Source organism: Amycolatopsis sp. NPDC054798 (assembly GCF_053611505.1).
Genome location: NZ_JBSHAM010000034.1, coordinates 72,219 through 92,972, shown reverse-complemented (window position 1 = coordinate 92,972; position 20,754 = coordinate 72,219). Strand labels below are relative to the sequence as shown.

The window sequence follows — 20,754 nt, the reverse complement described above, 5'->3', positions numbered from 1 at the left end:
CCTCAGGGGTCCCCTCACGGACCAGCCGCCTCCCGCACACCCCCGGCCCCCGTTCCGGCGGCACACGTGTCCGGAGAACGAAAGGCGGGTGCGGGACGACCCGCGCACCTAGGGGTGCAGCGGAGGGCATGGCCCACCGGCGCGGCGGGAATCCCGAAGATCCGCTGCGCCGTATCCGATTTCTCTCGCCCCCCAGCCGGTTCTGCCGTGAATCACCGCGCTTGGCGGGGGAACACCCCCGCGGAGATGGCCTCGGAAGCTGGTTTCCCGCCCTCCGGAACCCGAAAGAGCGGGTGTGCGGAACCCCGCACACCCGCTCCTCCAGCTCAACCCCGAGCGATCACCGCCCAGGCCACCGCCACTCCCGCACCTCCGGCAGATCCTCCCCGTGCTCGATGATCCAATGCCGGTGCACTTCCTGCGCCCGGGTCATCCGCTGGCGCAGCGGACCGGTCGTGGCGAGCAGGCCCGGCACCCGGTCCAGCACGTCGATGACCAGCTGGAACCGGTCCATCCGGTTGCGCACCAGCATGTCGAACGGCGTGGTCGTGGTGCCGTGCTCGGTGTAGCCGCGGACATGGAGCCCGGCGTGGTTCGTCCGGCGGTAGGCCAGCCGGTGGATCAGCCACGGGTACCCGTGGTAGGCGAAGATCACCGGACGGTCCGGGGTGAACAGCGCGTCGAACTCCCGATCGCTCAGGCCGTGCGGGTGTTCCGCTTCCGGCTGCAGCCGCATCAGGTCCACGACGTTCACCACCCGGACCGCCAGTTCGGGCAGTTCCTCGCGCAGGATCGCCGCCGCCGCGAGGATTTCCAGGGTCGGGGCGTCGCCCGCGCACGCGAGCACGACGTCCGGCTCGCGGTCGGCGTGCGTGCTGGCCCATTCCCAGATGCCCAGGCCCTGTGCGCAATGCAGCGCGGCTTCCTCCGCGTCGAGCCAGTCCGGCGTCTCGTTCTTGCCCGCGACCACCACGTTGACCAGGTCCCGGCTGCGCAGGCAGTGCGCGGCGACCTCCAGGAGCGTGTTGGTGTCCGGCGGGAAGTACACCCGCACGACCTCCGGGGCCTTGTTCGCCACGTGGTCCACGAAACCCGGGTCCTGGTGGGAGAAACCGTTGTGGTCCTGCCGCCAGACGTGCGAGGTCAGCAGGTAGTTCAGCGACGCCACCGGCCGCCGCCACGGGATCTCGCGGTGCACGCGCAGCCATTTGATGTGCTGGTTGACCATCGAGTCCACGATGTGCGCGAACGCCTCGTAGCACGAGAACAGCCCGTGCCGGCCGCTCAGCAGGTAACCCTCGAGCCAGCCCTGGCACAGGTGTTCCGAGAGCACTTCCATGACGCGCCCGTCCGGCGCGAGGTGGTCTTCGGGCGGGCCGGGCGGCAGTTCCCAGGTCTTCGCGGTCACGTCGTACACCGCGTCGAGGCGGTTCGACGCGGTCTCGTCCGGCCCGAACAGGCGGAAGTTCGCGCGTTCGGCGTTGCGGCGGAACACTTCCCGCAGGAATCGGCCCAGCGCCCGGGTCGGCTCCGAAACGCTCTGCCCCGCCGCCGTGACCAGCGCGGCGTGCTCGGCGACCGGCGGCAGCGAGAGCGGACGCAGCAGTACGCCGCCGTTCGCGTGCGGGTTCGCGCCCATCCTTCGCGTGCCGCCCGGGATCAGCGCGGTGACCGCCGCGGTCGGGCGGCCGACGGCGTCGAACAGTTCTTCCGGCCGGTAGGACCGCAGCCAGTTTTCCAGCTGCCGCAGGTGCTCCGGGTCCTCCCGGACGCGGGTCAGCGGGACCTGGTGCGCCCGCCAGGTCCCCTCGACCCGCTGACCGTCCACTGTGGCCGGTCCGGTCCAGCCCTTCGGCGACCGGAGCACGATCATCGGCCACGCCCCCGCGCCGTCGCGGCGGAGCAGGGCGAGATCGGCGACCACCGCGTCCAGCGCGGCGGCCATCGCCTGGTGCATCGCCACCGGCTCGTCGCCCTCGACGTACACCGGGTCCCAGCCGGCTCCGCGCAGCAGCGAGTCCAATTCGGACGGCGGGATCCGGGACAGCACGGTCGGATTCGCGATCTTGTAGCCGTTCAGGTGCAGGATCGGCAGCACCGCGCCGTCGCGGCGCGGGTCGAGGAACCGGCTCGCCTGCCAGCTCGTCGCCAGCGGACCGGTTTCCGCCTCGCCGTCGCCGACGACGCACGCGACGAGCAGGCCCGGGTTGTCGAACGCGGCGCCGAACGCGTGCGCGAGCGAGTACCCCAGTTCGCCGCCCTCGTGGATCGACCCGGGAACGTGCGGGGACACGTGGCTCGGCACGCCGCCGGGGAACGAGAACTGCCGGAACAGCCGGTCCATCCCCTCGGCGTCCCGGGAAACCTCCGGCCACAGCTCCGAATAGCTGCCTTCAAGCCACGTGCTCGCCAGCAGCGCCGGCCCGCCGTGCCCCGGTCCGGTCACGAACATCGCGTCGAGGTCGTGCGCCAGTATCGCGCGGTTGAGGTGGGCGTAGACGAAGTTCAGGCCGGGCGAGGTGCCCCAGTGCCCGAGGAGCCGGGGCTTGACCTGCCCCGGCTCCAGTGGTTCCCGCAGCAGCGGATTGCTCATCAGGTAGATCTGGCCCGCGGCGAGGTAGTTCGCGGCACGCCACTGGGCGTCGACCTGAGCCAGTTCGGCTTCGGTGAGCGTCGCGGCGGGAGCGTCGATCGTCGTCACCGGTTGGCCTCCGGACGCACGACGAGCACCGGGCACGAGGAGTGGTGCACCAGCGCCTGGCTGGTCGAGCCCAGCAGCATCCCGGCGAACCCGCCGCGCCCGCGGCTGCCGACGACCAGCAGCTGCGCCCGGTCGGATTCGTCGAGCAGCACGTGCCGCGGCCGGTCGCGGACCAGCTCCCGGCGCACCTCGACGTCAGGGTATTTCTCCTGCCAGCCCGCGAGCCGCTGCGCCAGCAGCCGTTCCTCGGTGGGCTGCAGGGTTTCCCACTGCGGCATGAGCCGCGCCGTGCTGTCGGTCGAGTCGTAGACCACGTCGACCCAGGCGTGCACCGCCACGAGCGGGACCTTCCGGAAGCTGGCCTCCTCGAACGCCGCCGCGATCGCCGCTTCGCTGTTCGGGCTGCCGTCGACGCCGACCACCACCGGGCCGTCCTGCGGAACCGGGCCGTCTCCGTGGCGTCCGCGGACCACCGCCACCGGACAGCCGGCGTGGCTCACCACCGCCGCGGTCGTCGCCCCGACCAGCATGCCGGTGAAACCGCCGGTCCCGGTGCGGCCGAGCACGACCATCCGGGCCTTCTTGGAGCGGTCGATCAGCAGGGCGGGCGCGGAATCGGTGAACACTTCGCTGCGGACCTCGAGCGAGGGGTCCACGGACAACGCCAGTTCGCGTGCCTCGGCCGCGATGCGTTCCCCGTCCTGCTGGATGCCTTCGAAAAGCACCGCGCTGCCGGCGAGGCCGCCGCCGTAGACCAGCCCGGCCAGCTGCAGGCAATGCACGAGCTCCAGTTCAAAATCCCGGCCCGAGGCGAGTTGAGCGGCCCAGCGGACCGCTTCCGCGGAGCCCTCCGAGCCGTCGATCCCGACGAGCACCGTGCGATTCCGGTCAGTCATCGTCCCACTTCCTGTTCCGCGGACACGGTGTCCGCTCCGACCACGCCGGGCACCGCCAGTGCCAGCAGCGTCGCGACGTGGCGATCGGTTGCGTCGTCATAGCGGTCGGCGATCCGCACGATCCCGTCGTGCACGTCGACCGTCCAGCGGCCCGTCCCGCCGTAGATCTCCAGCCGGTGGCGGACGTCCGCGGCGATCGCGGTGTCCTCCCTGGCGAGCACGCGCACGACGTCGCCGCGCGTCACGATGCCGACCAGCCGGCTGCCGTCGACGATCGGCATCGCCCGGATCTGCGCGTCCACCAGTGCCTGGCACAGATCGGCGAGGTCCGTGCCGGACGACATCGCGGTGGCGGGCGACGTCATCACCGCGCCGACGGTCGTTTCTGCCGTACCGGGGTGGTGCGGATGCCGGTACTCCGACCGCGCGTCGGCCGGGATCCGGCCGCGGATCAGGTCGGCCTCGGTCACGATGCCGACCAGCCGGTCGTCGTCGTCCACCACCGGCAGCGCGGTGAAGCCGTGTTCGGAGAGAATTTCCGCCGCTTCCTTGGCCGGCGTCCACGCATGCACCGTCTCGACCGGTGCGGACATCAGATCGCGTGCGCGCATCGGGTCCGTCCTTTCCTTGTGCTGCCTCGAAAATAGGCAACGAGACCGGTCTGGCACGCCGGTCCGGAGTCACCGGCGCGAAGGACCAACGTCCTCAGCGCCGCAACGGGGCCAGCTGCCGGTACGCCTTCCGCCACGCGGCGGGAAGCGCCTCGACGCACTGTTCGGCGTTGCGCACCTCGGCCTCGCGGACCAGGGCGTGCACCCTCGTCCCCTCCCCCGCTTCCGCGAGCTCCCGCAGCCTGCCCTGCGCGACGACGGCGTCCTGGTATTCGCCGAGCAGTTCCTGCAAGCCCCGCAAGCTCTTCACTGCTTCCGCCCGGTCGACGGGCAGGGCAGGGCCCGCCGCCTCGACGGCGTACCGGAGCCGCTTCACGCTCTTGCGCACCGCGTGCACGGCTTCGGGGCCGTCCGGCACCGCGCCGACTCGGGTATCGGTTTCCGCGACCACGGCCCAAACCAGGCCGGGAAGCACCTTGGCCGCCGGTCGCCGCGCGCGTTTCCCTTGTGCGCGAGGGCTTTGCTCACGCAGCACTACCAGGAGCACGTCGAGCGCGTTCAGCAGTTGCAGGTACCGCGGCGAGTCGAGCACGATCGCGCATTCGGCGGCGGCTTCCTCCGCCTGCGCGGCGAAAACCTGCTCGGCACCGGTGCGCACCTCGTCCGGAACCGACTCGGACGGCAGCTTGTCCAGCGCGGCGAAGAACCGGGCCCGCTGCACTTCGATGTCCCGCGCTGGTCCGACGCTCGCGCCCAGCCAGCGCAACGCCGCCCGGAATCTCCTCGCGAGCCGTCCCCCGAGAACCGGCGCGAAAGTTTGGAGCGTGGCGCGGATCCGCCGGGCGGCGACCCGGAGGTCGTGCACCCCGCCGGGTTCGCCCAGCCGCACCGCGAGATCGGCGCGCGCGAGCGCCTCGATCTGGCGTTCCAGGTAGCTGAGCACCATCTGCCGCGCCGTACCGGACTCTGTGCCAGTGCCCCGGGCGTCGTCGGCCTTCCTGGGCATCGGCACCAGGTCCATGTCCCGGGTGTACGCGCGGACCAGCCGCGACAGCTCGTGCGGCACCTCCGCCACGCCGGGGGCCTCAACGCGGCAACCCCGGCCGTCGCCCACGTCCAGCTGCCATTCGCTGCCTGCGCGGCTGATCGCCATCCCGTGCCGCCGCAACCGCTGACCGGTCGTGTCGTAGTACGTCACCGGCCGCGCCGCGCGGGTCATGACGGACCCGCCCGCTGCGCGAGCCTGCTCAGCAGGACCAGCAGCACGGCCAGGCTGAGCGTGACCCACTGCACCGGTTCGCCGAAGCCCAGCACCGCGAACTGGATCGCGAGCCAGCCGGCGAGCACGATGCTCGCGGCGTACCCGAACCAATGCGCCTCCGGATCTCTGCGCCACGCAGCCAGCGCGGCCCAGCTGAGCGTGCCGCCGATCGCGAGCACCAGCGCAAGCCCGGGCAGCTGCCAGCTGGACAGCCCGAGCGGCCCGAGCGCCGCGACCGGCAGCCGGAACCCGGGCGCGCCGGTCATCAGGCAGATACCGCCGACCAGCGCGGCGGCCGCGAATACCGTCTCGTACGTCGCCAGCACCCGTAGCGCGGTCCGGCCGCGCGCCGTGGTCACGGCAGGCTCCTCGGCCGGACGACCGCCACCGGGCAGGTCGAGTGCACGAGCAGGGCCTGGCTCGTCGAGCCGAGAAGCATCCCGGCGAACCCGCCCCGCCCGCGGCTGCCGACCACCACCAGCTGAGCGTTTTCGCCGAACTCCAGCAGGGTGCGCACCGGCCGCCCGCGCACGATCTCGACGTCGATCCGCAGTTTCGGGTATTTCTCCCGCCACAGCGCGAGCTGGCCCTCGACCCGGCAGCGCTCGCCCGCGGCCACCTCGTCCGGCATGACGTCCATGGCATGCAACGTCCCGTCCGGGCTCAGCTCGTTCCAGGTGTGCACGGCCGTGAGCGAGGTTTTCCGCGCGATCGCCTCGGCGCAGGCGAATCCGAGCGCGTCGTCGCTGTCGGACGAGCCGTCCAGCCCGACCACGACCGGTCCGGCCGGGGACGGGACGTCGTCCGGCATCCGGCCGCGCACGACCACGACCGGGCACGGAGCGTGCGCCGCCAGCGCGACCGCGGTCGAGCCGACCAGCAGGCCGGTGAACCCGCCCAGCCCGCGCGAACCCAGCACCGCCAGCTCGGCGCCGCGGCTTTCCCGCAGCAGCACGGCGACCGGGTTCCCTTCGGCGACGACGCGCTCGATCCGCACCCCGGGCCGCGCTTCCCGCACCGCGGCCTCGGCTTCGTCGAGCCACTTCTCCGCCTGGCCCTGGAATCCGCTGCGCACCCCGGTCGCGAACGGCCCGGTGATGCCCGGCGACGGGATCGAGTAGGCCTGAACGAGCCGCAGCAGCGCGCCGCGGTGTTCTGCTTCCCCGGCCGCCCAGACGGCGGCGTTGCGCGCCGACGTCGAACCGTCGACTCCGGCCATCACCACGCTTTCGTCAGGTCCGGGCATCATGTGCTCCTCTCCTGGCCCGCCGCAGCGCGCGCAGCCGTTCGAACCGTTCGCGTTCGTTCTCGTCCTGTGCGGACATCTCGGCTTCGGTGAGCACGATCGCGTCCGGTCCGGGGAAAATCGTCGAGACGTGGTCGTCGGCGAGCCAGCGCACCGTGAACGGCGGCCGTCCGTCCGGTTCGCCGGTCGCGACGATCCGGCCGCGCTGTTCCGGGAGGTCCACCCGGACGCCCTTCACCACCAGCCAGTCACCGGGCTGTGCGTGCATTTCTCCTCCTGGGTCCGAAGTTCCCGGCGCTCATCGCGGCGCGGAAAGCTCTACTGAGAACACGCCTTCTACGGTGCGCGCGAGCGCGGTGACAAGACGGCGCTCTGCTTCGTCGGCGAATGCGCCGCGGATGGTCACCATTCCGCCGGCGACGGACACGTCCCACCGGTCCCGGTGCCCGGCGTAGTCGCTCAGCAGCGCGCGCAGCCGGGAGACGATCGCGTCGTCGCGGCGGACCAGCGGAGCCAGCAGGTCGCGCCGGCTGACGATCCCGGCGAGCCCGCCCTCGTCGACCACCGGCACGCTGCGCAACCGGTCGAGGAGCATCCGCGCGGCGATCTCGCTGCCGTCGGCGTCGAGCCCGACGGTGTCGACCGATTTGGTCATGACGGCGTCCACCCGCAGGTCCGGGGCGACCGGTTCGCCGGTCAGCACCCCGGCCAGCGCGTCCGCCTCGGTGAAGACGCCGACGACCCGGTTGCCCTCGTCGACCACCGGCAGCGCCGCGACACAGTGTTCGGTCAGCAGCGCGATCGCTTCGCGGACCGGCGTTCCCGGTCCGACCCGGACAACCGGCCGGGTCATGATGTCCCGTGCTCGCACGGCTTTCTCCTCGCTCCTCGTTGGAACGGCGGCTCAGTGCACCACCGCGACCGGGCACGCCGAATGCGCCAGCAGCCGGTTCCCGGTGGACCCGAGCAGCCCGCCCGCGACCGGTCCGCGGCCGCGGCTTCCGATCACGACGAGCTGCGCGCCCTCGACCGCCATCAGCGCCCGAGCGGCCGAGCGTTCCCGCACCGCCCGCGCACTGACCTCGACCGAGGGGTATTTCTCCGCCCACGCGGCGATCCGCTCGCGCAGCGCGCGGTCCTCCGCCTCGGCTTGCCCGGGCTCGTCGAACAGCGCCCCGTGCCAGGCACGCACCGCGACGAGCGGGACCTGCCTGCTCGCCGCCGCGTCGAACGCGAATTCCAGGACGCGGTCGTCATCGTCGGCACTGTCCGCACCGGACACCCCGGCCACGACCGCGCCGCCTGCCGCCGCGCGCCCGCGCACGACCACCACCGGACAGGACGCGCTCGCCGCGACCCGCAGGGCGACCGAACCGATCGCCGCGCCGCGCAACCCGCCGAGCCCGTGCGAACCGAGCACGATCAGCGACGCCGACCGTGAAAGCTCGATCAGCAGATCCGCCGCGAACCCGATCCGGGCGACCAGCTGGGTCCGCACGCCCGGCGCCGCTTCCTCGGCCACCTGCGCGGCCCGGCTCAGCCAGCGGTGCGCGCGCCCGAATAGCTCGTGCGCTTTCTGCGCCGCGACTTTCCCGGAAACGTCAACCGTCTCGCCGATCCCGGCGTGGAAGAGCTCAAGCCGGCAATCGCGCCGCCTCGCCTCTGCCGCCGCCCAGCGGACCGGAGCCAGGGCCGTCTCCGATTCGTCGATCCCGGCGAGCACCACGCTCTCGGGTTTGTTCGCGGTCACCGCTAGCCTCCCGTCCCGCCGCCGGTTCCGGCGGCCCCTTCCACGATCGCCCGCGGCGGGCGGTGCGGGTCAGAGCCCGAAGTCCCTTCCCTCTGTGACGAAAGCGGAATGCTGTTTCCCCAACGTCGCCGCGTGGTCCGGCACCTCGCGCAGCAAGCGCCGGTCGGTCCGCGCGTAACCGGAGCCGTGCGAACGCGGCGGCAGCTTCACCGGCGGGGGCGGGATCTCCCGGTAGGGGACGCTGGCGAGCAGGTGCGCGATCATGTTGAGCCTGCCGCGCCGTTTCTCGTCGCCGTCCACGACGTACCACGGGGAATCCGGGGTGTCGGTGTGCACGAACATGTCGTCCTTGGCGCGCGAGTAGTCGTCCCACCTCGGCACCGATTCCAGGTCCACTGTGGACAGTTTCCAGCGGCGGAGCGGATCCTCGATCCGCGCGCGGAACCGCCGTTCCTGCTCGCCGCGGCTCACCGAGAACCAGTACTTGCGCAGCAGCAGGCCGTCCTCGACCAGCAGCCGCTCGAAGATCGGGCACTGCCGCAGGAACCGCTGGTACTGCTCGGGAGTGCAGAACCCGAGCACCCGCTCGACGCCCGCGCGGTTGTACCAGCTGCGGTCGAAAAGCACGATCTCCCCGGCCGCGGGCAGCTGCGCGACGTAGCGCTGGAAGTACCACTGCGTGGTCTCCCTGCCGGTGGGCCGCGGCAGCGCGGCGATCCGCACCACGCGGGGGTTCAGGTGCTCGGTGAAGCGTTTGATCGCGCTGCCCTTGCCCGCCGCGTCCCGTCCCTCGAACACCACGACGAGCCGCGCGCCTTCGTGGCGCACCCATTCCTGCAGCTTCACCAGTTCGATCTGGAGCCGGGCCAGCTCCGCCTCGTAGACCGCCCGGGGAAGCCGGGCGGCGCCACGTTTGCCTGTCATCCGCGTCAGGCGATGTCGTCCCACACGTAGTCGAGGCCGTTGCTGACCGCGACCACGCCGGGAACCGCTTCGATCAGCCGGGTGACCGGGGCGATCTCGCTGCGCCGCTCGACCCGGCCGGCGACGGTGACCACTCCGGCGTGCACCATCGCGCGCGCCCGGTCCGGGCCGAGGTGCAGCGTCTCGTACAGAACGCCGGTCACCACGTCGCGCTCGATCTCGGAGTCCGGCCGGGTCAGCGAGCGCAGGACGTCGCGCCGGGCGACGACCCCCGCCGGACGGCCGTCCCGCACGACGAACAACCGCCGCAGCCCGGTTTTCTCCAGCTTGGCCGCCACCGCGGACACGGTGTCGTCCTCGGCGACGGTGACGACCGGACTCGTCATCACCTCGCGCGCGCTGCGTCCCCCGGCTTTCCGTGCTTCCCTGCGGCGCCACCACCGGAACTGGCCGCCCCGCACCACCGGCAGCAAGTCCTTTTCGGACACCACGCCGACGAGCGCCCCGGTGTGGTCGACCACCGCGACCGCGCTGATCCCTTCCCGCGCCAGCATCGCGGCGATTTCCTTCACCGGCGTCTCGGCCCGCACGCACACCGGGCGGGCCGTCATCACCTCGGAAACCGGTGTCGTGATCGTCTTCATCATTCCTCCGTAGTCCTGTGCCCGCTTCGCCTTGTGCTGCCTTGAAAATAGGCATCAGGACCGCACTGGCACGCCGGTCCGGGGTCACCGGTGCGAAGGACCAATGTCCTCAGGAGCCGCGCGTCAGATCCGGGCGAGCAACCGCAGCTTGAGGTTGGGGCCGTCGTCCACGGCGAAGGCGCCGCTGTTCTCCTCCAGGAACTCGTCCACCGCGGTCCGGCAACCGCCGTAATCGTGATAGTCGTCGAGGATCAGCGTCGCGCCCGGCGAAAGGCGCGGCAGGACCGCGTTGAGGCAGAAGCGAACCGGGTCGTACCAGTCGCAGTCGATATGCGCGAAAGCGATGGCGCCGCGGGTATAGCCGGGCCAGGTTTCCTCGAACAGTCCCCGGTGCAGGAAGATCCGTTGCTCGTCCACCGGACGGCCGTAGCGGGCGAAAGTCGCGCACACCCGCTCGTAGAGGTCCGTGCGGTAGCCGTAATAGAGATCTCCGCCGATGCCAGGGGACTCGCCGTCCGCGATCACTCGGTAACGCCGCTTGGATTCCGCGTCGTCCTTGGCCGACGTCGGCTCCGGGATCCGGGCGAACACATCGAAGCCGTGGAACTGCCGCTCGGGTGTGGCGTGGCGCGCCAGCAGCACCGACGAGCCGCCGAGCGCGATCCCGAACTCCAGCAGATCGCCCGGAACGCCGGTTCTCGTCACGTCCTTGACGGCACCGGTCAGCCGAACGAGCTTTTCGGGACTCAGGTACGTGAGATGATCGCGCAGGACCGCGCGGGCCTCAGCCGGAAGCAGGGCGGCCCGCGCCCTGCCGAAGAGGGATCTCAGCGCCGGCAACGCCGTCATAGCTTCTCTTCGGCCCGGACGACCAGCACCGGGCATCCGGCGTGGTGCAGCAGCGCGTGGCTCGTCGAGCCGAGAACCATGCCGGTGAACCCGCCCCGGCCACGGCTGCCCAGCACCACCAGCGAGGCGCGGGTGCTCCACTCGATCAGCCGGTCGCGCGGCCGGTCCTGCTCTACGACCTGTTCGACGGCCACGTCCGGGTACCGCGCGCGGTACCCGGCCAGCTGTTGCGCCAGCAGCCGGTGCTCAGCTTCCCCTGCCTCGAAAGGAAAATCGCGGTTGCCGAACAGCCGGGTGCGGTCTCCGTCGAGCCACGTGTGCAGCGCGACCAGGGGTACGCCGTGCACCGCGGCTTCCTCGAACGCGCAGGCGATCGCCGCGTCGCTGAGCGGGCTTCCGTCGACACCGACGACGACCGGTCCTTTCGCCCGGACGGTGCCTCGGACGACTACGACCGGACAGTGCGCGTGCGCGGCCAGGTCGATGTCCGGCGAGCCCGCGAGCAGCCCGGACAGCGTGCCGGTCGGTTCCCCCAGCACCAGCAATCGCGCTTTCGCCGAGGCTTCCCGCAGCGCGACCTCGGGACCCGCGGGGCTCGTCTCGAACGCGATCCGTGCCCCCGGCTCGACCTCCGCGAGGTCCTCCCGGACGGTGCGCAACAGCTGCTCCGCGACGGCTTCCTGCGCCTTCAGCCAATCCGCCGGCGGGTACCGTCCGACGGCGAAGCTGCCGTCCGCGAAACCGAACGCGGTCAGGACAGTCAGCGGAGCGTTCCGCAGAACCGCCTCGCGCGCGGCCCACCGGGCAGCCGCCGCGCCGGACTCGCTCCCGTCGACGCCGACCAGAACCGGACTCGTCTCCATCACCGCTCCCGCCATTTCCCGCCGAGAACCTCGGCCACGCCGCGGCGCAGGCTCGCCGGCGTCACCCTGGTCGAACGCCCCAGCCGCAGCAGCGCTTGCGGGAAACCGGACAGCTGGTAGTCCTCGCACAGCGCCGAGCGCACCTCGGGCACTCGCAGCGGCTGCGTCAGCACCGCGCCCGCCAGGCCGAGGGTGACCCCTTCGAGCCAGCTTCGCTCCAATGCGTAACCGGCACGGATGTGGTCGATCCGCGCGTCGTCGGCCGTCGTGAACAGCAGCACCGTTTCGGCCTCCAGCCGTTCGCGCAGCACGACCGGGTCGGGTACGACGGTCGCCCGGCGCACCAGTCCGGCCCACGGCAGTTCGCCGGGCGGCAGCGCGGAGAAGCGCATGCCCGCGCCGTGCCGGTGCGCGGCCTCGTCCCGGATCGTCCACAGCGCGAGTTCGCGTTGGTAGGCGCCGTCGTCCTGGAGGGCGCGCGCCGCGTGCTCGAAGAGCTTGGCCAACCGGTCCATTCCGCCCATCCGCGTCGCCTCGACCCCGGTCGTCACAGCGGCCCGGAGGACCCGCGCGGTCTGCGCCGTGCCGACCGGCAAGCCGGTGAACGCCCCGCGGTGGCTGCGCCGCACCATGATCGCCCCGTAACGCTGCAGGTCCTGGTCGGTCGGCGGCAGCGGCTCCGCGGCGCCGACCCGGGCGACGACATCCGGCTGCTCCGGGTCCGGCAGCACGCTCACCCTGGCCCGGCGGCCGAGGACCCGCACGGCCAGTTCCAGGTTCGCCAGCGCCGTCCCGCAGGACATCGCCAGGTCACGGCGGAGGGGGTCGTGGTGCGGCAGCGCGACGTCGGTGCGCTCGCGCAGCAGGACGGCGCCGTCGATCAGCTCGACCCGCCATGGCTGCGTGTTGTGCACCGAGGGGGCGCGCAGGACTGAGCGGCCCAGCACCTCCGCTTCGGCGAGCGTCCACTCGCCGGGTCGGCGGCCGGTCGCAGCGGCTGTCTTCTGCATCGCGGTCACTCCTGTCATTCCGGGCGAGGACAGCTAATCGCGGCGAGCCCCTTCCGCGCTTCGGCCGCAAGCCACCGGAGGCAGGGACCAAGGTCACCGAGTCGCGGGCCGGGCCCAACGGCACCGGCGAGAGGACCAAGCGCCCTTCCCGCCGGCCCGCGCGCCCCGCGAGGGTGATCGGCATGACCGGAACTCAACCGTGGGCAGCAGTCCGGGAAACGCACAGCGGTGCGGTTTTCTTCGCCGGCGACCGCGCCTGGAAGCTCAAGAAGCCGGTGGACCTCGGCTTTCTCGATTTCACCGATCCAGCGGTCCGCGAGCGGGTGTGCCGCCGCGAGGTCGACCTCAACCGCAGGCTCGCGCCCGACGTGTATCTCGGGGTCGCCGCCGTGACCGGGCCGGACGGCACGGTCTGCGACCACCTCGTGGCGATGCGCCGGATGCCCGACGACCGCAGGCTGTCCGAGCTGGTGCGGCGCGGGGAACCTCTCGGACCGGTGATCCACTCGCTCGCCCGGCTGCTCGCGGCCTTCCACGCCCGGGCCGACCGCGGTCCGGGCGTCGACGCGGACGGAACGCGCGACGCGGTCCGCCGCCGCTGGCACGAGAGCTTCGCCCAGGTGCGGCCGTTCCACGGGGTCGTGCTGGACGCGGCGGCCGCCAAGGAAATCGAGAGCCGCACGGACGTGTTCCTCGCCGGGCGCGCTCCGCTTTTCGCCCGCCGCATCGCCGAGCGCCGGGTCGTCGACGGTCACGGCGACCTGATCGCCGACGACATCTTCTGTCTCGAGGACGGACCGCGCGTACTCGACTGCCTGGAATTCGACGACCACCTCCGCCACGTCGACGGGCTGGACGACGTGGCCTTCCTCGCGATGGATCTCGAACGGCTCGGCTCTCCCGCGCTCGGCACCGAACTGCTCGACGCGTACGCCGAATTCTCTGGGGACAATGCTCCCTTGGCGCTGCGGCACCACTATCTCGCCTACCGCGCGTTCGTCCGCGTCAAGGTCGCCTGCCTCCGCCACGCACAGGGGGATCCGACGGCCGCGGAGCTGGCGCGCGCGTACGCGGAAACGACGGTGCGCCACCTCCGCGCGGGCGAGGTGCGGGCGGTGCTGGTCGGCGGACTCCCCGGTTCGGGAAAGTCCACTGTGGCCGGAGGGCTCGCCGACGCGCTCGGCGCGACCCTGCTGCGGAGCGACCGGATCCGCAAGGAACTCGCCGGGATCGACCCGAGGCAGCACGCCCCGGCGGACTACCTCCACGGCATTTACACCCCGGAATGGACCGCACGGACCTACCGCGAACTCGTCCGGCGCGCGAGCGAGCTGCTCGAACTCGGCGAGACTGTCGTCCTCGACGCGTCCTGGACCTCCGCCCGGGAACGGGAAGCGATCGCCGCCGTCGCGGAACGAACCGGCAGCAGGCTGTCCGCACTGCGCTGCGAGGCACCGGAGGAGCTGCGCGAGCACCGGATGGCGGTGCGGACCGGATCGCTGTCCGACGCCGGGCCCGAGGTCTCCCGGGAAATGGCCGGGGACGACGCCTCGTGGCCTTCGGCGTTCCCTCTCGACACGACCGGAACCGCGGCCGACGCGGTCGAAAACGCGCTCGCGCATCTCGCGCAGTGCTCGTGACCGGATGACGAACGTCCTCCGGCCTGCCTGCCAACGTCCCTGCCGTTCCGCCGGCGAGCGCGGGCACGGTGGTCGAGGCGAGACAGAGGAGAAACCATGACGCGCACCGAAGTCGTCGTTCTCGGCGGCGGTTTCGCCGGGCTGCAAACCGCTTTCCGGCTCCGGGCCAGAGCGGGCGAGGACGACGTGGGGATCACCGTCGTGTCCGAACGCGACGATTTCCTGTTCCGCCCCGGAACGGCCCGGCTGCCGTTCGGAGCCGCCGAGGAGCCGCTGCACGTGCCTTTGGCCGGAGCGTTCCGGCGGCGCGGGATCGGGACGGTGATCGCGACGGCCGAAGGGATCGACCTCGACCGGGGACAGGTGCACACGTCCCGCGGCCGGATGGCCTACGACCGGCTCGTCGTCGCCACCGGGTCCGCGAGCCGGCCGGAGGAAATCCCCGGGCTCGCCGAATACGCGCATTCGATCGCGGCTCCGGGCGCGCTGCACCGGCTCGGCGAGGATCTGCGCTGGGCCGCGCAGCACGCCCAGCACGGCCGCCCGCAGCGAGTGCTCTTCGCGCTGCCGCCAGGAAATCAGTGCGCGGCACCGCTGTACGAAATCGTGCTGATGCTCGACACTTGGCTGCGCCGCAAGCAAATCCGCGACAGCGTGGAACTCGCCTTCGACACCTGTGAGGGCACCTTCGTCCATGCCTTCGGCCCGAAGCTGCACGCGCTCGTCTCCCGGCAGTTCGAAGCGCGCGGCATCGACAGCCGCACCGCTGTGACGCTGACCAAGGCAGCCGAACGCAGTGCCGCTTTCGCTGACGGCTCCGTGCGGGAATTCGACGTGCTCGTCACCTTCCCGCCGCAGGTCGCTTCCGTCGGCTACGCCGGCTTGCCGTCCGACGACCGCGGGTTCCTCCGGTGCGACCCGGTCGCCCGCGCGGTCTCCGGGCATCCGGAGGTCTACGCACCCGGCGACGCCGGGGATTTCCCGCTGAAACTGGGATATCTCGCCTTGCTGCAGGCCGACGCGACCGCCGCGGCGATCGTCGCGCAGCGCCGCGGGACACCGCTGCCCGCCCAGCCCGTTCCGGTCGTGCGGCACGTGCTGGACATGCTCGACGACGCCGCCTTCGCGCAGATTCCGCTCTCCCCCGGCGACGATCCGGCACGCGTCGACGAGGAGTCGGCCCGCTACTGGGTCAGCACCGGTGCATTCTGGCGCGCCGGCGCGCGACTCGCCGAGAAAGCCCTTTCCGCCCGCTTCCGGCTCGGACTGCCGTTCAGCGCCGGCCGGGCCTCTTTCCACCGCAGTCCCGAAACCATTCACCGGAACACCGACACCCTGATGGAGAGAAGATGACCGTACGAGTCGGCATCAACGGATTCGGCCGCATCGGCCGCGACTTCCTGCGCCGCGTCCTGGAACGGCCGGACAGCCCCGTCGAAGTGGTCGCGGTCAACGACGTCACCACCCCGGAAGCCCTCGCCCATCTGCTCGCGCACGACTCCACCTACGGCCCGCTCCGGCTGCCGGTGCGGGTGATCGGCGACGCGATCGAGGTCGGCGACCAGATCGTGCAGGTGACGTCCGAGGCCGAACCGGCGAACCTGCCGTGGCACGAGTTCGGCGTGCCGGTCGTGATCGAAGCCACCGGGCGCTTCCGCACCCGCGAGGCGGCCGCCGGGCATCTCGCCGCGGGCGCGCGGAAAGTGATCGTTTCCGCTCCGGGCAAGGGACTCGACGCGACGCTGGTGTTCGGCGTCAACGACGGCGACTACGACCCGGCGCGCCACCACGTCGTCTCCAACGCCTCGTGCACCACGAACTGCGCCGCGCCGATGGTCAAGGTGCTGCACGAGGCGTTCGGCGTCCGCCGCGGCCTGCTCACCACGATCCACAGCTACACCGGCGACCAGGCGCTCCTCGACCGGCCGCACCGCGACCCGCGGAGGGCCCGGTCGGCCGCGGTCAACCTGATCCCGACGAGCACCGGGGCCGCGCGGGCGATCGGCGAGGTGATCCCGGCGCTGGCGGGCAAGCTCGACGGGGTCGCGATCCGGGTCCCGGTCGAGGACGGTTCGCTCACCGACCTGACCGTGGAGCTCGAGCAGGACGTCACCGCCGCCGAGATCAACCGCGCGTTCGCCCAAGCCGCCGACGGGCAGCTGAAGGGCATCCTCCGCTACACCGAAGCGCCCCTGGTGTCGCGCGACATCATCGGCGACCCCGCGTCGTGCATTTTCGACTCGGAACTCACCAAAGCCGACGGGCACCTGGCCAAGGTGTTCGGCTGGTACGACAACGAATGGGGCTACGCGGCCCGCACCGTAGAACTCGCCGAACTCATCGGGCGCACGCTCGACCAGGGCTGAAACCGGTGAAGGCCGCCCCGGCAGTGCCAGGGCGGCCTTCCCGCTGTCTCACCGCCGGGAGCCGGTCTGGTGCCCGTCCCCGGTGTATTCGAGCCGGTTGCGCACACCGACCACACCGGGCAGCACCTCGGTCAGCCGTTCGGCGCGCAGCACTTCGCTCGGACTGTCCACGGTTCCGGACAGGGTGACCACACCGTCGTCGACCCGCACGGAAGTCGCCGCCGGGTCGGCCCACAGCGCTTGGCGCAGCACGCGGCGTTCGACCAGTTCCTTGATTTCCTGGTCCGGGCGGAGGAAAACCGCGAGCACGTCCCGGCGGGCGAGCACTCCGGCGAGCGCCCCGGAACTGTTCACGACGAACAACCGGCGCTGGTTCGCCTCGACCATCCGCCGCGCCGCGGCGGCCAGCAGTTCGCGCTCCCCGACGGTGTGCACCGGGGTGCGCATCACCTCGGCCGCGGTCCGGCCCCGCGCTCTCGCCCATCCGCGCCGGCGACCGGCCGCGGCGAACAAGCCCGGCCGCGGCCCTTCGGCGCGGCCGTCGTACCGGGCGAGCAATTCCCGCTCCGAAACCACGCCGACCGGCCGCCCGGAACTGTCCGTCACCGGCACCGCCGAAATGCCGCTGGCGGCGAGGAGATCGACCAGTTCCTTGAACGGCGTGTCCGGCGCGGCGGTCACCACCGGCGAGTTCATCACGTCCGAGACCAGCAGTCCGGTCATCGCAGCACCTCCGTGTTTTTCTTGCCCAGCAGTCGTTTCCGCATCGGAAGCGCCGAGGCCCGCGGTCCCCCTCGGCAGGGTCGTTCGCCCCTTCCCGCCCGCCGCGCCCGGGTGTTGCCTGGAGCGCGACCCGAGGAGGAGCCCATGCGAGCACACCGGAATCTGTCCGACCTGTCCCCCGCGCGGCGGCGGACGATCCTCGCCGCCGCGGCCGTCCAGGTGCTGCTGGCCGCGATCGCCTGGTGGGACCTCGCCAAACGGCCCGAGGACCGGGTCAACGGGCCGAAATCCGCCTGGGCGGTCGCGATCGCGGTCAACTTCGCGGGTCCGCTGGCGTACTTCCGCTGGGGCCGGACGATTCCTCGCCGGAACCGGCGACGATGACCGGGCACAGCGCGTAGGACATCACCGCCTGGCTCGTGGACCCGAGCAGCAGGCCGCCGAACCCCGCCCGCCCGCGGCTGCCCACGACGAGCAGCTGCGCCCGGTCGGCCAGATCCAGCAGCTGCTCGGACGGCCGGCCGCGAACCACCAGCTGCCGCACGTCGACGCCGGGGTATTTCTCGGCCCACCCGGCCACCCGTTCGGCGAGCACCACGTGCGCCTCCTGCTCGATCCCGCTGTCGGCCGTCCAGCGGTTCTCGCGGAAGATCGCCGACAGCAGCCGGTCGTCCCAGCAGTGCACCGCGGTGAGCGGAGCGTTCCGCCACGAGGCTTCCTCGAACGCCGTCCCCAGCGCCTGTTCGCTCGACGGCGAGCCGTCGACCCCGACCACGATCGGCCCCCGTTCCGGCGGTTCTTCGTCGCCCGCGTGCGGACGGACGAGCGCGATCGGGCAGTCCGCGTGCGCGGCGAGGGAGATCGACACCGAGCCCAGCAGGATCCGGCCCAGCGGACGCAGCCCCGGCGTCCCGAGCACCAGCAGCACCGCCTCACGGGACTGCGCGGCGAGGCATTTCCCGACGATTCCGCGCAGCAGCACCAGATCCGGCGTCAGCGCGGGGACCGCCTCCTTGGCGGCGTCGCGGGCGGCGCGCAGGATCCGGTGCCCGCGCGCGGTGAGCACCTTGTCGAAGTTCTCCAGCGTCCGCACCGGACGGGGAAAATCGAGCGCCAGCTCGTCGAGCACGTGCACGAGCCGCAGCGGAACACCGCGTCCTGCCGCGGCGCGCGCGGCCCAGCCGACCGCGTGCAGGGAAGCCAGCGAGCCGTCGACCGCGGCGACGAGTGCGGGTTCGGTCATCGGTTCCGCCTTTCTTTGTCCAGCCACGTTTTCCCTCCGGACGGTAGGCACGGACGGCACCGGGCGGCAGCGGCGTCGGTCCCCTCCTGCGTGGACCTTCGGCCTCTCCCCCGCGGTGCGCGCCCAACGGCCCGCGCAGCGGGGACTTTCGGCTCCATTGCCGCTGTCTGCCAGCGGATCACACTCGGGCCCAGAGAGGAATGGAGGTTCCCATGTCCGTCAAATCCCAGCACGGCAAACCCTCGGCAAGCCGGGTTCCCGCCGGCCCCACCGAAACGGTCGCGCAGCCGCCTTGGGCGAGCTATGGAGCACGGCCGCTCGCGGTTCTGCGGATCGCCGCCGGGTTCCTGTTCCTGTGGCCCTTCGCCGACAAGCTGTTCGGACTGGGCTACGCCACGCCCGCGACCGGAGCGTGGATCCACGGCGGCTCGCCCACCTACGGCTTCCTGAGCAAGGTCGACGTCGGCCCGTTCGCCTCGATGTTCCACTCGTGGGCCGGAACCTGGTGGGCCGACTGGCTGTTCATGCTGAGCCTGCTCGGCATCGGGCTCGCGCTGGTCGCCGGGGCCGGGCTGCGGATCGCCGCGGTGTCCGGCACCCTGCTGATGCTGCTGATGTGGGCCGCCGAATGGCCGTTCGCCCGCACCACCGGCGCGGGTGCGCCCACGCACTCGACCAACCCGTTCCTGGACTACCACCTCGTCTACGCCCTCGTCCTGATCGCGCTCGCCGCCGCCTGCGCCGGGGACACGTGGGGCATCGGCCGCCGCTGGGCCGCCTTCGTCGGCGACCGGACCTGGCTGCGCTGAACCGCTTCCGGGCGTCCGCCGTCGCGGCGGGCGCCCGAAGCCATGCGAAGGAGAGACTGTGAAGGCACTCGTGTACGACGGACCCGGACGCCGGTCGTGGACCGACCACCCGGACCCGGAAATCCTGGCGCCGACCGACGCGATCGTCCGGATCGACGCCGTCACCATCTGCGGCACCGACTTGCACATCCTGAAAGGCGACGTGCCCGAAGTCGAACGCGGCCGCATCCTCGGCCACGAAGCGGTCGGCACCGTCGTGCGCACCGGCGACGCGGTCGCCGCGGTCACGCCGGGCGATCGCGTCCTGGTGTCCTGCATCAGCGCCTGCGGCCGCTGCGAATACTGCCGCCGCGGCGTCTACGGCCAATGCCTCGGCGGAGGCGGATGGATCCTCGGCCACCTCGTCGACGGGGTACAGGCCGAGTTCGCGCGGGTGCCGTTCGCCGACACCTCCGTCTACCGGCTGCCGCCGTCCGTGAGCAACGAAGCGGCGTTGCTGCTGGCCGACATCATCCCCACGTCCTACGAGGTCGGAGTCCGCAATGGACAGGTCGGTCCCGGCGACGTCGTCGCGATCGTCGGTGCGGGCCCGATCGGCCTCGCGGCGATCACCGCCGCACGGCTCTACAGCCCGTCGTCGATCATCGTGATCGACAAGGAACCCGCCCGGCTCGCCGCGGCCAAAGCAGCTGGCGCCGACGTGACCGTCCAGCCCGCGGAGGCGGAAACCGCGGTGCGCGAAGCGGGCGGCGGACTCGGCGCGGACGTGGCCGTCGAAGCGGTCGGCGTCCCGGAAACCTTCGAACTGTGCGCCGAACTCGTCCGCCCCGGCGGGCGGATCGCGAACATCGGCGTGCACGGCAAACCGGCCACCCTCCATCTCGAACGGCTCTGGATCCGGAACGTCACCATCACCACCGGGCTGGTCGACACCTCCAGCACGCCGATGCTGCTGCGGATGCTCGCCGCCGGGCACCTCGACGTCAGCCGGATGGTCACGCACCGGTTCGGGCTGCAGGAGATGGACGAGGCGTATGACGTTTTCGCTCACCCGCAGGACAGCGGCGCGTTGAAGGTCGCGCTGTTCCGGGAGTGAGTCGCGGTCGGTCGAAGGTCCGTGAGGGGAACCCTGATGGGAAAAGGATACCAAACGGGTACCCACAACGGCCCTTAGGGTTGACGTGGAGAAGGGTAGGCCGCCAATAAACGTAAAGAACA

Annotated in this window: 22 protein-coding genes; 6 read left to right on the top strand and 16 right to left on the bottom strand. The window is 71.8% G+C overall.

Annotated elements, in window-relative coordinates; genetic code table 11:
• Positions 1–340: 340 nt before the first annotated feature.
• From ACWGIC_RS22040 to ACWGIC_RS21975, 14 genes are all read right to left on the bottom strand, one after another.
• Entirely contained in the window at positions 341–2,701 is a 2,361-nt protein-coding gene (locus ACWGIC_RS22040; RefSeq protein WP_452077821.1) for a phosphoketolase family protein, read from the bottom strand.
• Positions 2,698–3,597 (bottom strand): universal stress protein, encoded by a 900-nt coding sequence (locus ACWGIC_RS22035; RefSeq protein ID WP_452077820.1) that lies wholly within the window; start codon positions 3,595–3,597, stop codon positions 2,698–2,700. The genes ACWGIC_RS22040 and ACWGIC_RS22035 overlap by 4 nt, the downstream gene beginning before the upstream one ends.
• Positions 3,594–4,208, bottom strand: coding sequence for a CBS domain-containing protein (locus tag ACWGIC_RS22030; protein ID WP_452077819.1), 615 nt, complete (start codon positions 4,206–4,208; stop codon positions 3,594–3,596). Before ACWGIC_RS22030 ends, ACWGIC_RS22035 begins: the two co-directional genes overlap by 4 nt.
• 94 nt (positions 4,209–4,302) lie before the next feature.
• A complete protein-coding gene (locus ACWGIC_RS22025) occupies positions 4,303–5,427 on the bottom strand; it encodes a CHAD domain-containing protein (protein ID WP_452077818.1) in 1,125 nt (374 codons plus the stop codon).
• Entirely contained in the window at positions 5,424–5,828 is a 405-nt protein-coding gene (locus ACWGIC_RS22020; RefSeq protein WP_452077817.1) for a hypothetical protein, read from the bottom strand. The genes ACWGIC_RS22025 and ACWGIC_RS22020 overlap by 4 nt, the downstream gene beginning before the upstream one ends.
• Positions 5,825–6,715, bottom strand: a complete 891-nt coding sequence (locus ACWGIC_RS22015; RefSeq protein WP_452077816.1) for a universal stress protein — start codon at positions 6,713–6,715, stop codon at positions 5,825–5,827. Before ACWGIC_RS22015 ends, ACWGIC_RS22020 begins: the two co-directional genes overlap by 4 nt.
• Positions 6,702–6,983 carry a DUF1918 domain-containing protein gene (locus ACWGIC_RS22010; protein WP_452077815.1) on the bottom strand — a complete coding sequence of 94 codons (282 nt, stop codon included), beginning with the start codon at positions 6,981–6,983 and terminating at the stop codon, positions 6,702–6,704. The genes ACWGIC_RS22015 and ACWGIC_RS22010 overlap by 14 nt, the downstream gene beginning before the upstream one ends.
• 30 nt (positions 6,984–7,013) lie before the next feature.
• On the bottom strand, positions 7,014–7,586 hold the full coding sequence (locus tag ACWGIC_RS22005; RefSeq protein ID WP_452077814.1) for a CBS domain-containing protein: 573 nt from the start codon (positions 7,584–7,586) through the stop codon (positions 7,014–7,016).
• A gap of 33 nt (positions 7,587–7,619) precedes the next feature.
• Positions 7,620–8,465, bottom strand: coding sequence for a universal stress protein (locus ACWGIC_RS22000; RefSeq protein WP_452077813.1), 846 nt, complete (start codon positions 8,463–8,465; stop codon positions 7,620–7,622).
• Between the two features lie 69 nt (positions 8,466–8,534).
• Positions 8,535–9,389, bottom strand: coding sequence for a polyphosphate kinase 2 (ppk2, locus tag ACWGIC_RS21995; protein WP_452077812.1), 855 nt, complete (start codon positions 9,387–9,389; stop codon positions 8,535–8,537).
• A gap of 5 nt (positions 9,390–9,394) precedes the next feature.
• Positions 9,395–10,033, bottom strand: coding sequence for a CBS domain-containing protein (locus ACWGIC_RS21990; RefSeq protein WP_452077811.1), 639 nt, complete (start codon positions 10,031–10,033; stop codon positions 9,395–9,397).
• A gap of 123 nt (positions 10,034–10,156) precedes the next feature.
• Positions 10,157–10,882, bottom strand: coding sequence for a TylF/MycF/NovP-related O-methyltransferase (locus tag ACWGIC_RS21985; protein ID WP_452077810.1), 726 nt, complete (start codon positions 10,880–10,882; stop codon positions 10,157–10,159).
• The gene (locus ACWGIC_RS21980; RefSeq protein WP_452077809.1) at positions 10,879–11,745 is read right to left on the bottom strand and encodes a universal stress protein; all 867 of its coding nucleotides are present in this window, start codon (positions 11,743–11,745) and stop codon (positions 10,879–10,881) included. Before ACWGIC_RS21980 ends, ACWGIC_RS21985 begins: the two co-directional genes overlap by 4 nt.
• Positions 11,745–12,755, bottom strand: coding sequence for an Acg family FMN-binding oxidoreductase (locus tag ACWGIC_RS21975; RefSeq protein ID WP_452077808.1), 1,011 nt, complete (start codon positions 12,753–12,755; stop codon positions 11,745–11,747). The genes ACWGIC_RS21980 and ACWGIC_RS21975 overlap by 1 nt, the downstream gene beginning before the upstream one ends.
• Positions 12,756–12,937: 182 nt before the next feature.
• Between ACWGIC_RS21975 and ACWGIC_RS21970 the strand changes: the two genes are divergently transcribed.
• The 3 genes from ACWGIC_RS21970 to gap all read left to right on the top strand — a co-directional run bounded on the left by ACWGIC_RS21970 (position 12,938) and on the right by gap (position 16,761).
• Positions 12,938–14,395, top strand: coding sequence for a bifunctional aminoglycoside phosphotransferase/ATP-binding protein (locus ACWGIC_RS21970; protein WP_452077807.1), 1,458 nt, complete (start codon positions 12,938–12,940; stop codon positions 14,393–14,395).
• Positions 14,396–14,491: 96 nt separating this feature from the next.
• Positions 14,492–15,748, top strand: a complete 1,257-nt coding sequence (locus ACWGIC_RS21965) for an NAD(P)/FAD-dependent oxidoreductase (RefSeq protein WP_452077806.1) — start codon at positions 14,492–14,494, stop codon at positions 15,746–15,748.
• A complete protein-coding gene (gap, locus tag ACWGIC_RS21960; protein WP_452077805.1) occupies positions 15,745–16,761 on the top strand; it encodes a type I glyceraldehyde-3-phosphate dehydrogenase in 1,017 nt (338 codons plus the stop codon). Before ACWGIC_RS21965 ends, gap begins: the two co-directional genes overlap by 4 nt.
• Before the next feature lie 48 nt (positions 16,762–16,809).
• On the opposite strand, the gene ACWGIC_RS21955 is transcribed toward gap, so the two are convergent.
• Positions 16,810–17,484: a CBS domain-containing protein gene (locus tag ACWGIC_RS21955; protein WP_452077804.1), complete on the bottom strand. Its 675-nt coding sequence runs from the start codon at positions 17,482–17,484 to the stop codon at positions 16,810–16,812.
• 144 nt (positions 17,485–17,628) lie between these two features.
• Here ACWGIC_RS21955 and ACWGIC_RS21950 point away from each other — a divergent pair, with 144 nt between their 5' ends.
• On the top strand, positions 17,629–17,868 hold the full coding sequence (locus ACWGIC_RS21950) for a PLDc N-terminal domain-containing protein (protein WP_452077803.1): 240 nt from the start codon (positions 17,629–17,631) through the stop codon (positions 17,866–17,868).
• Here the strand turns inward: ACWGIC_RS21950 and ACWGIC_RS21945 are convergent.
• Positions 17,798–18,727, bottom strand: a complete 930-nt coding sequence (locus tag ACWGIC_RS21945) for a universal stress protein (RefSeq protein ID WP_452077802.1) — start codon at positions 18,725–18,727, stop codon at positions 17,798–17,800. The two genes, ACWGIC_RS21950 and ACWGIC_RS21945, sit on opposite strands and share 71 nt — an antisense overlap.
• Positions 18,728–18,939: 212 nt before the next feature.
• Here ACWGIC_RS21945 and ACWGIC_RS21940 point away from each other — a divergent pair, with 212 nt between their 5' ends.
• Together ACWGIC_RS21940 and ACWGIC_RS21935 are read left to right on the top strand one after the other, a co-directional pair.
• Positions 18,940–19,536 carry a hypothetical protein gene (locus ACWGIC_RS21940; protein WP_452077801.1) on the top strand — a complete coding sequence of 199 codons (597 nt, stop codon included), beginning with the start codon at positions 18,940–18,942 and terminating at the stop codon, positions 19,534–19,536.
• 58 nt (positions 19,537–19,594) lie between these two features.
• Positions 19,595–20,632 (top strand): alcohol dehydrogenase catalytic domain-containing protein, encoded by a 1,038-nt coding sequence (locus ACWGIC_RS21935; protein ID WP_452077800.1) that lies wholly within the window; start codon positions 19,595–19,597, stop codon positions 20,630–20,632.
• The last annotated feature ends 122 nt before the right edge of the window (positions 20,633–20,754 follow it).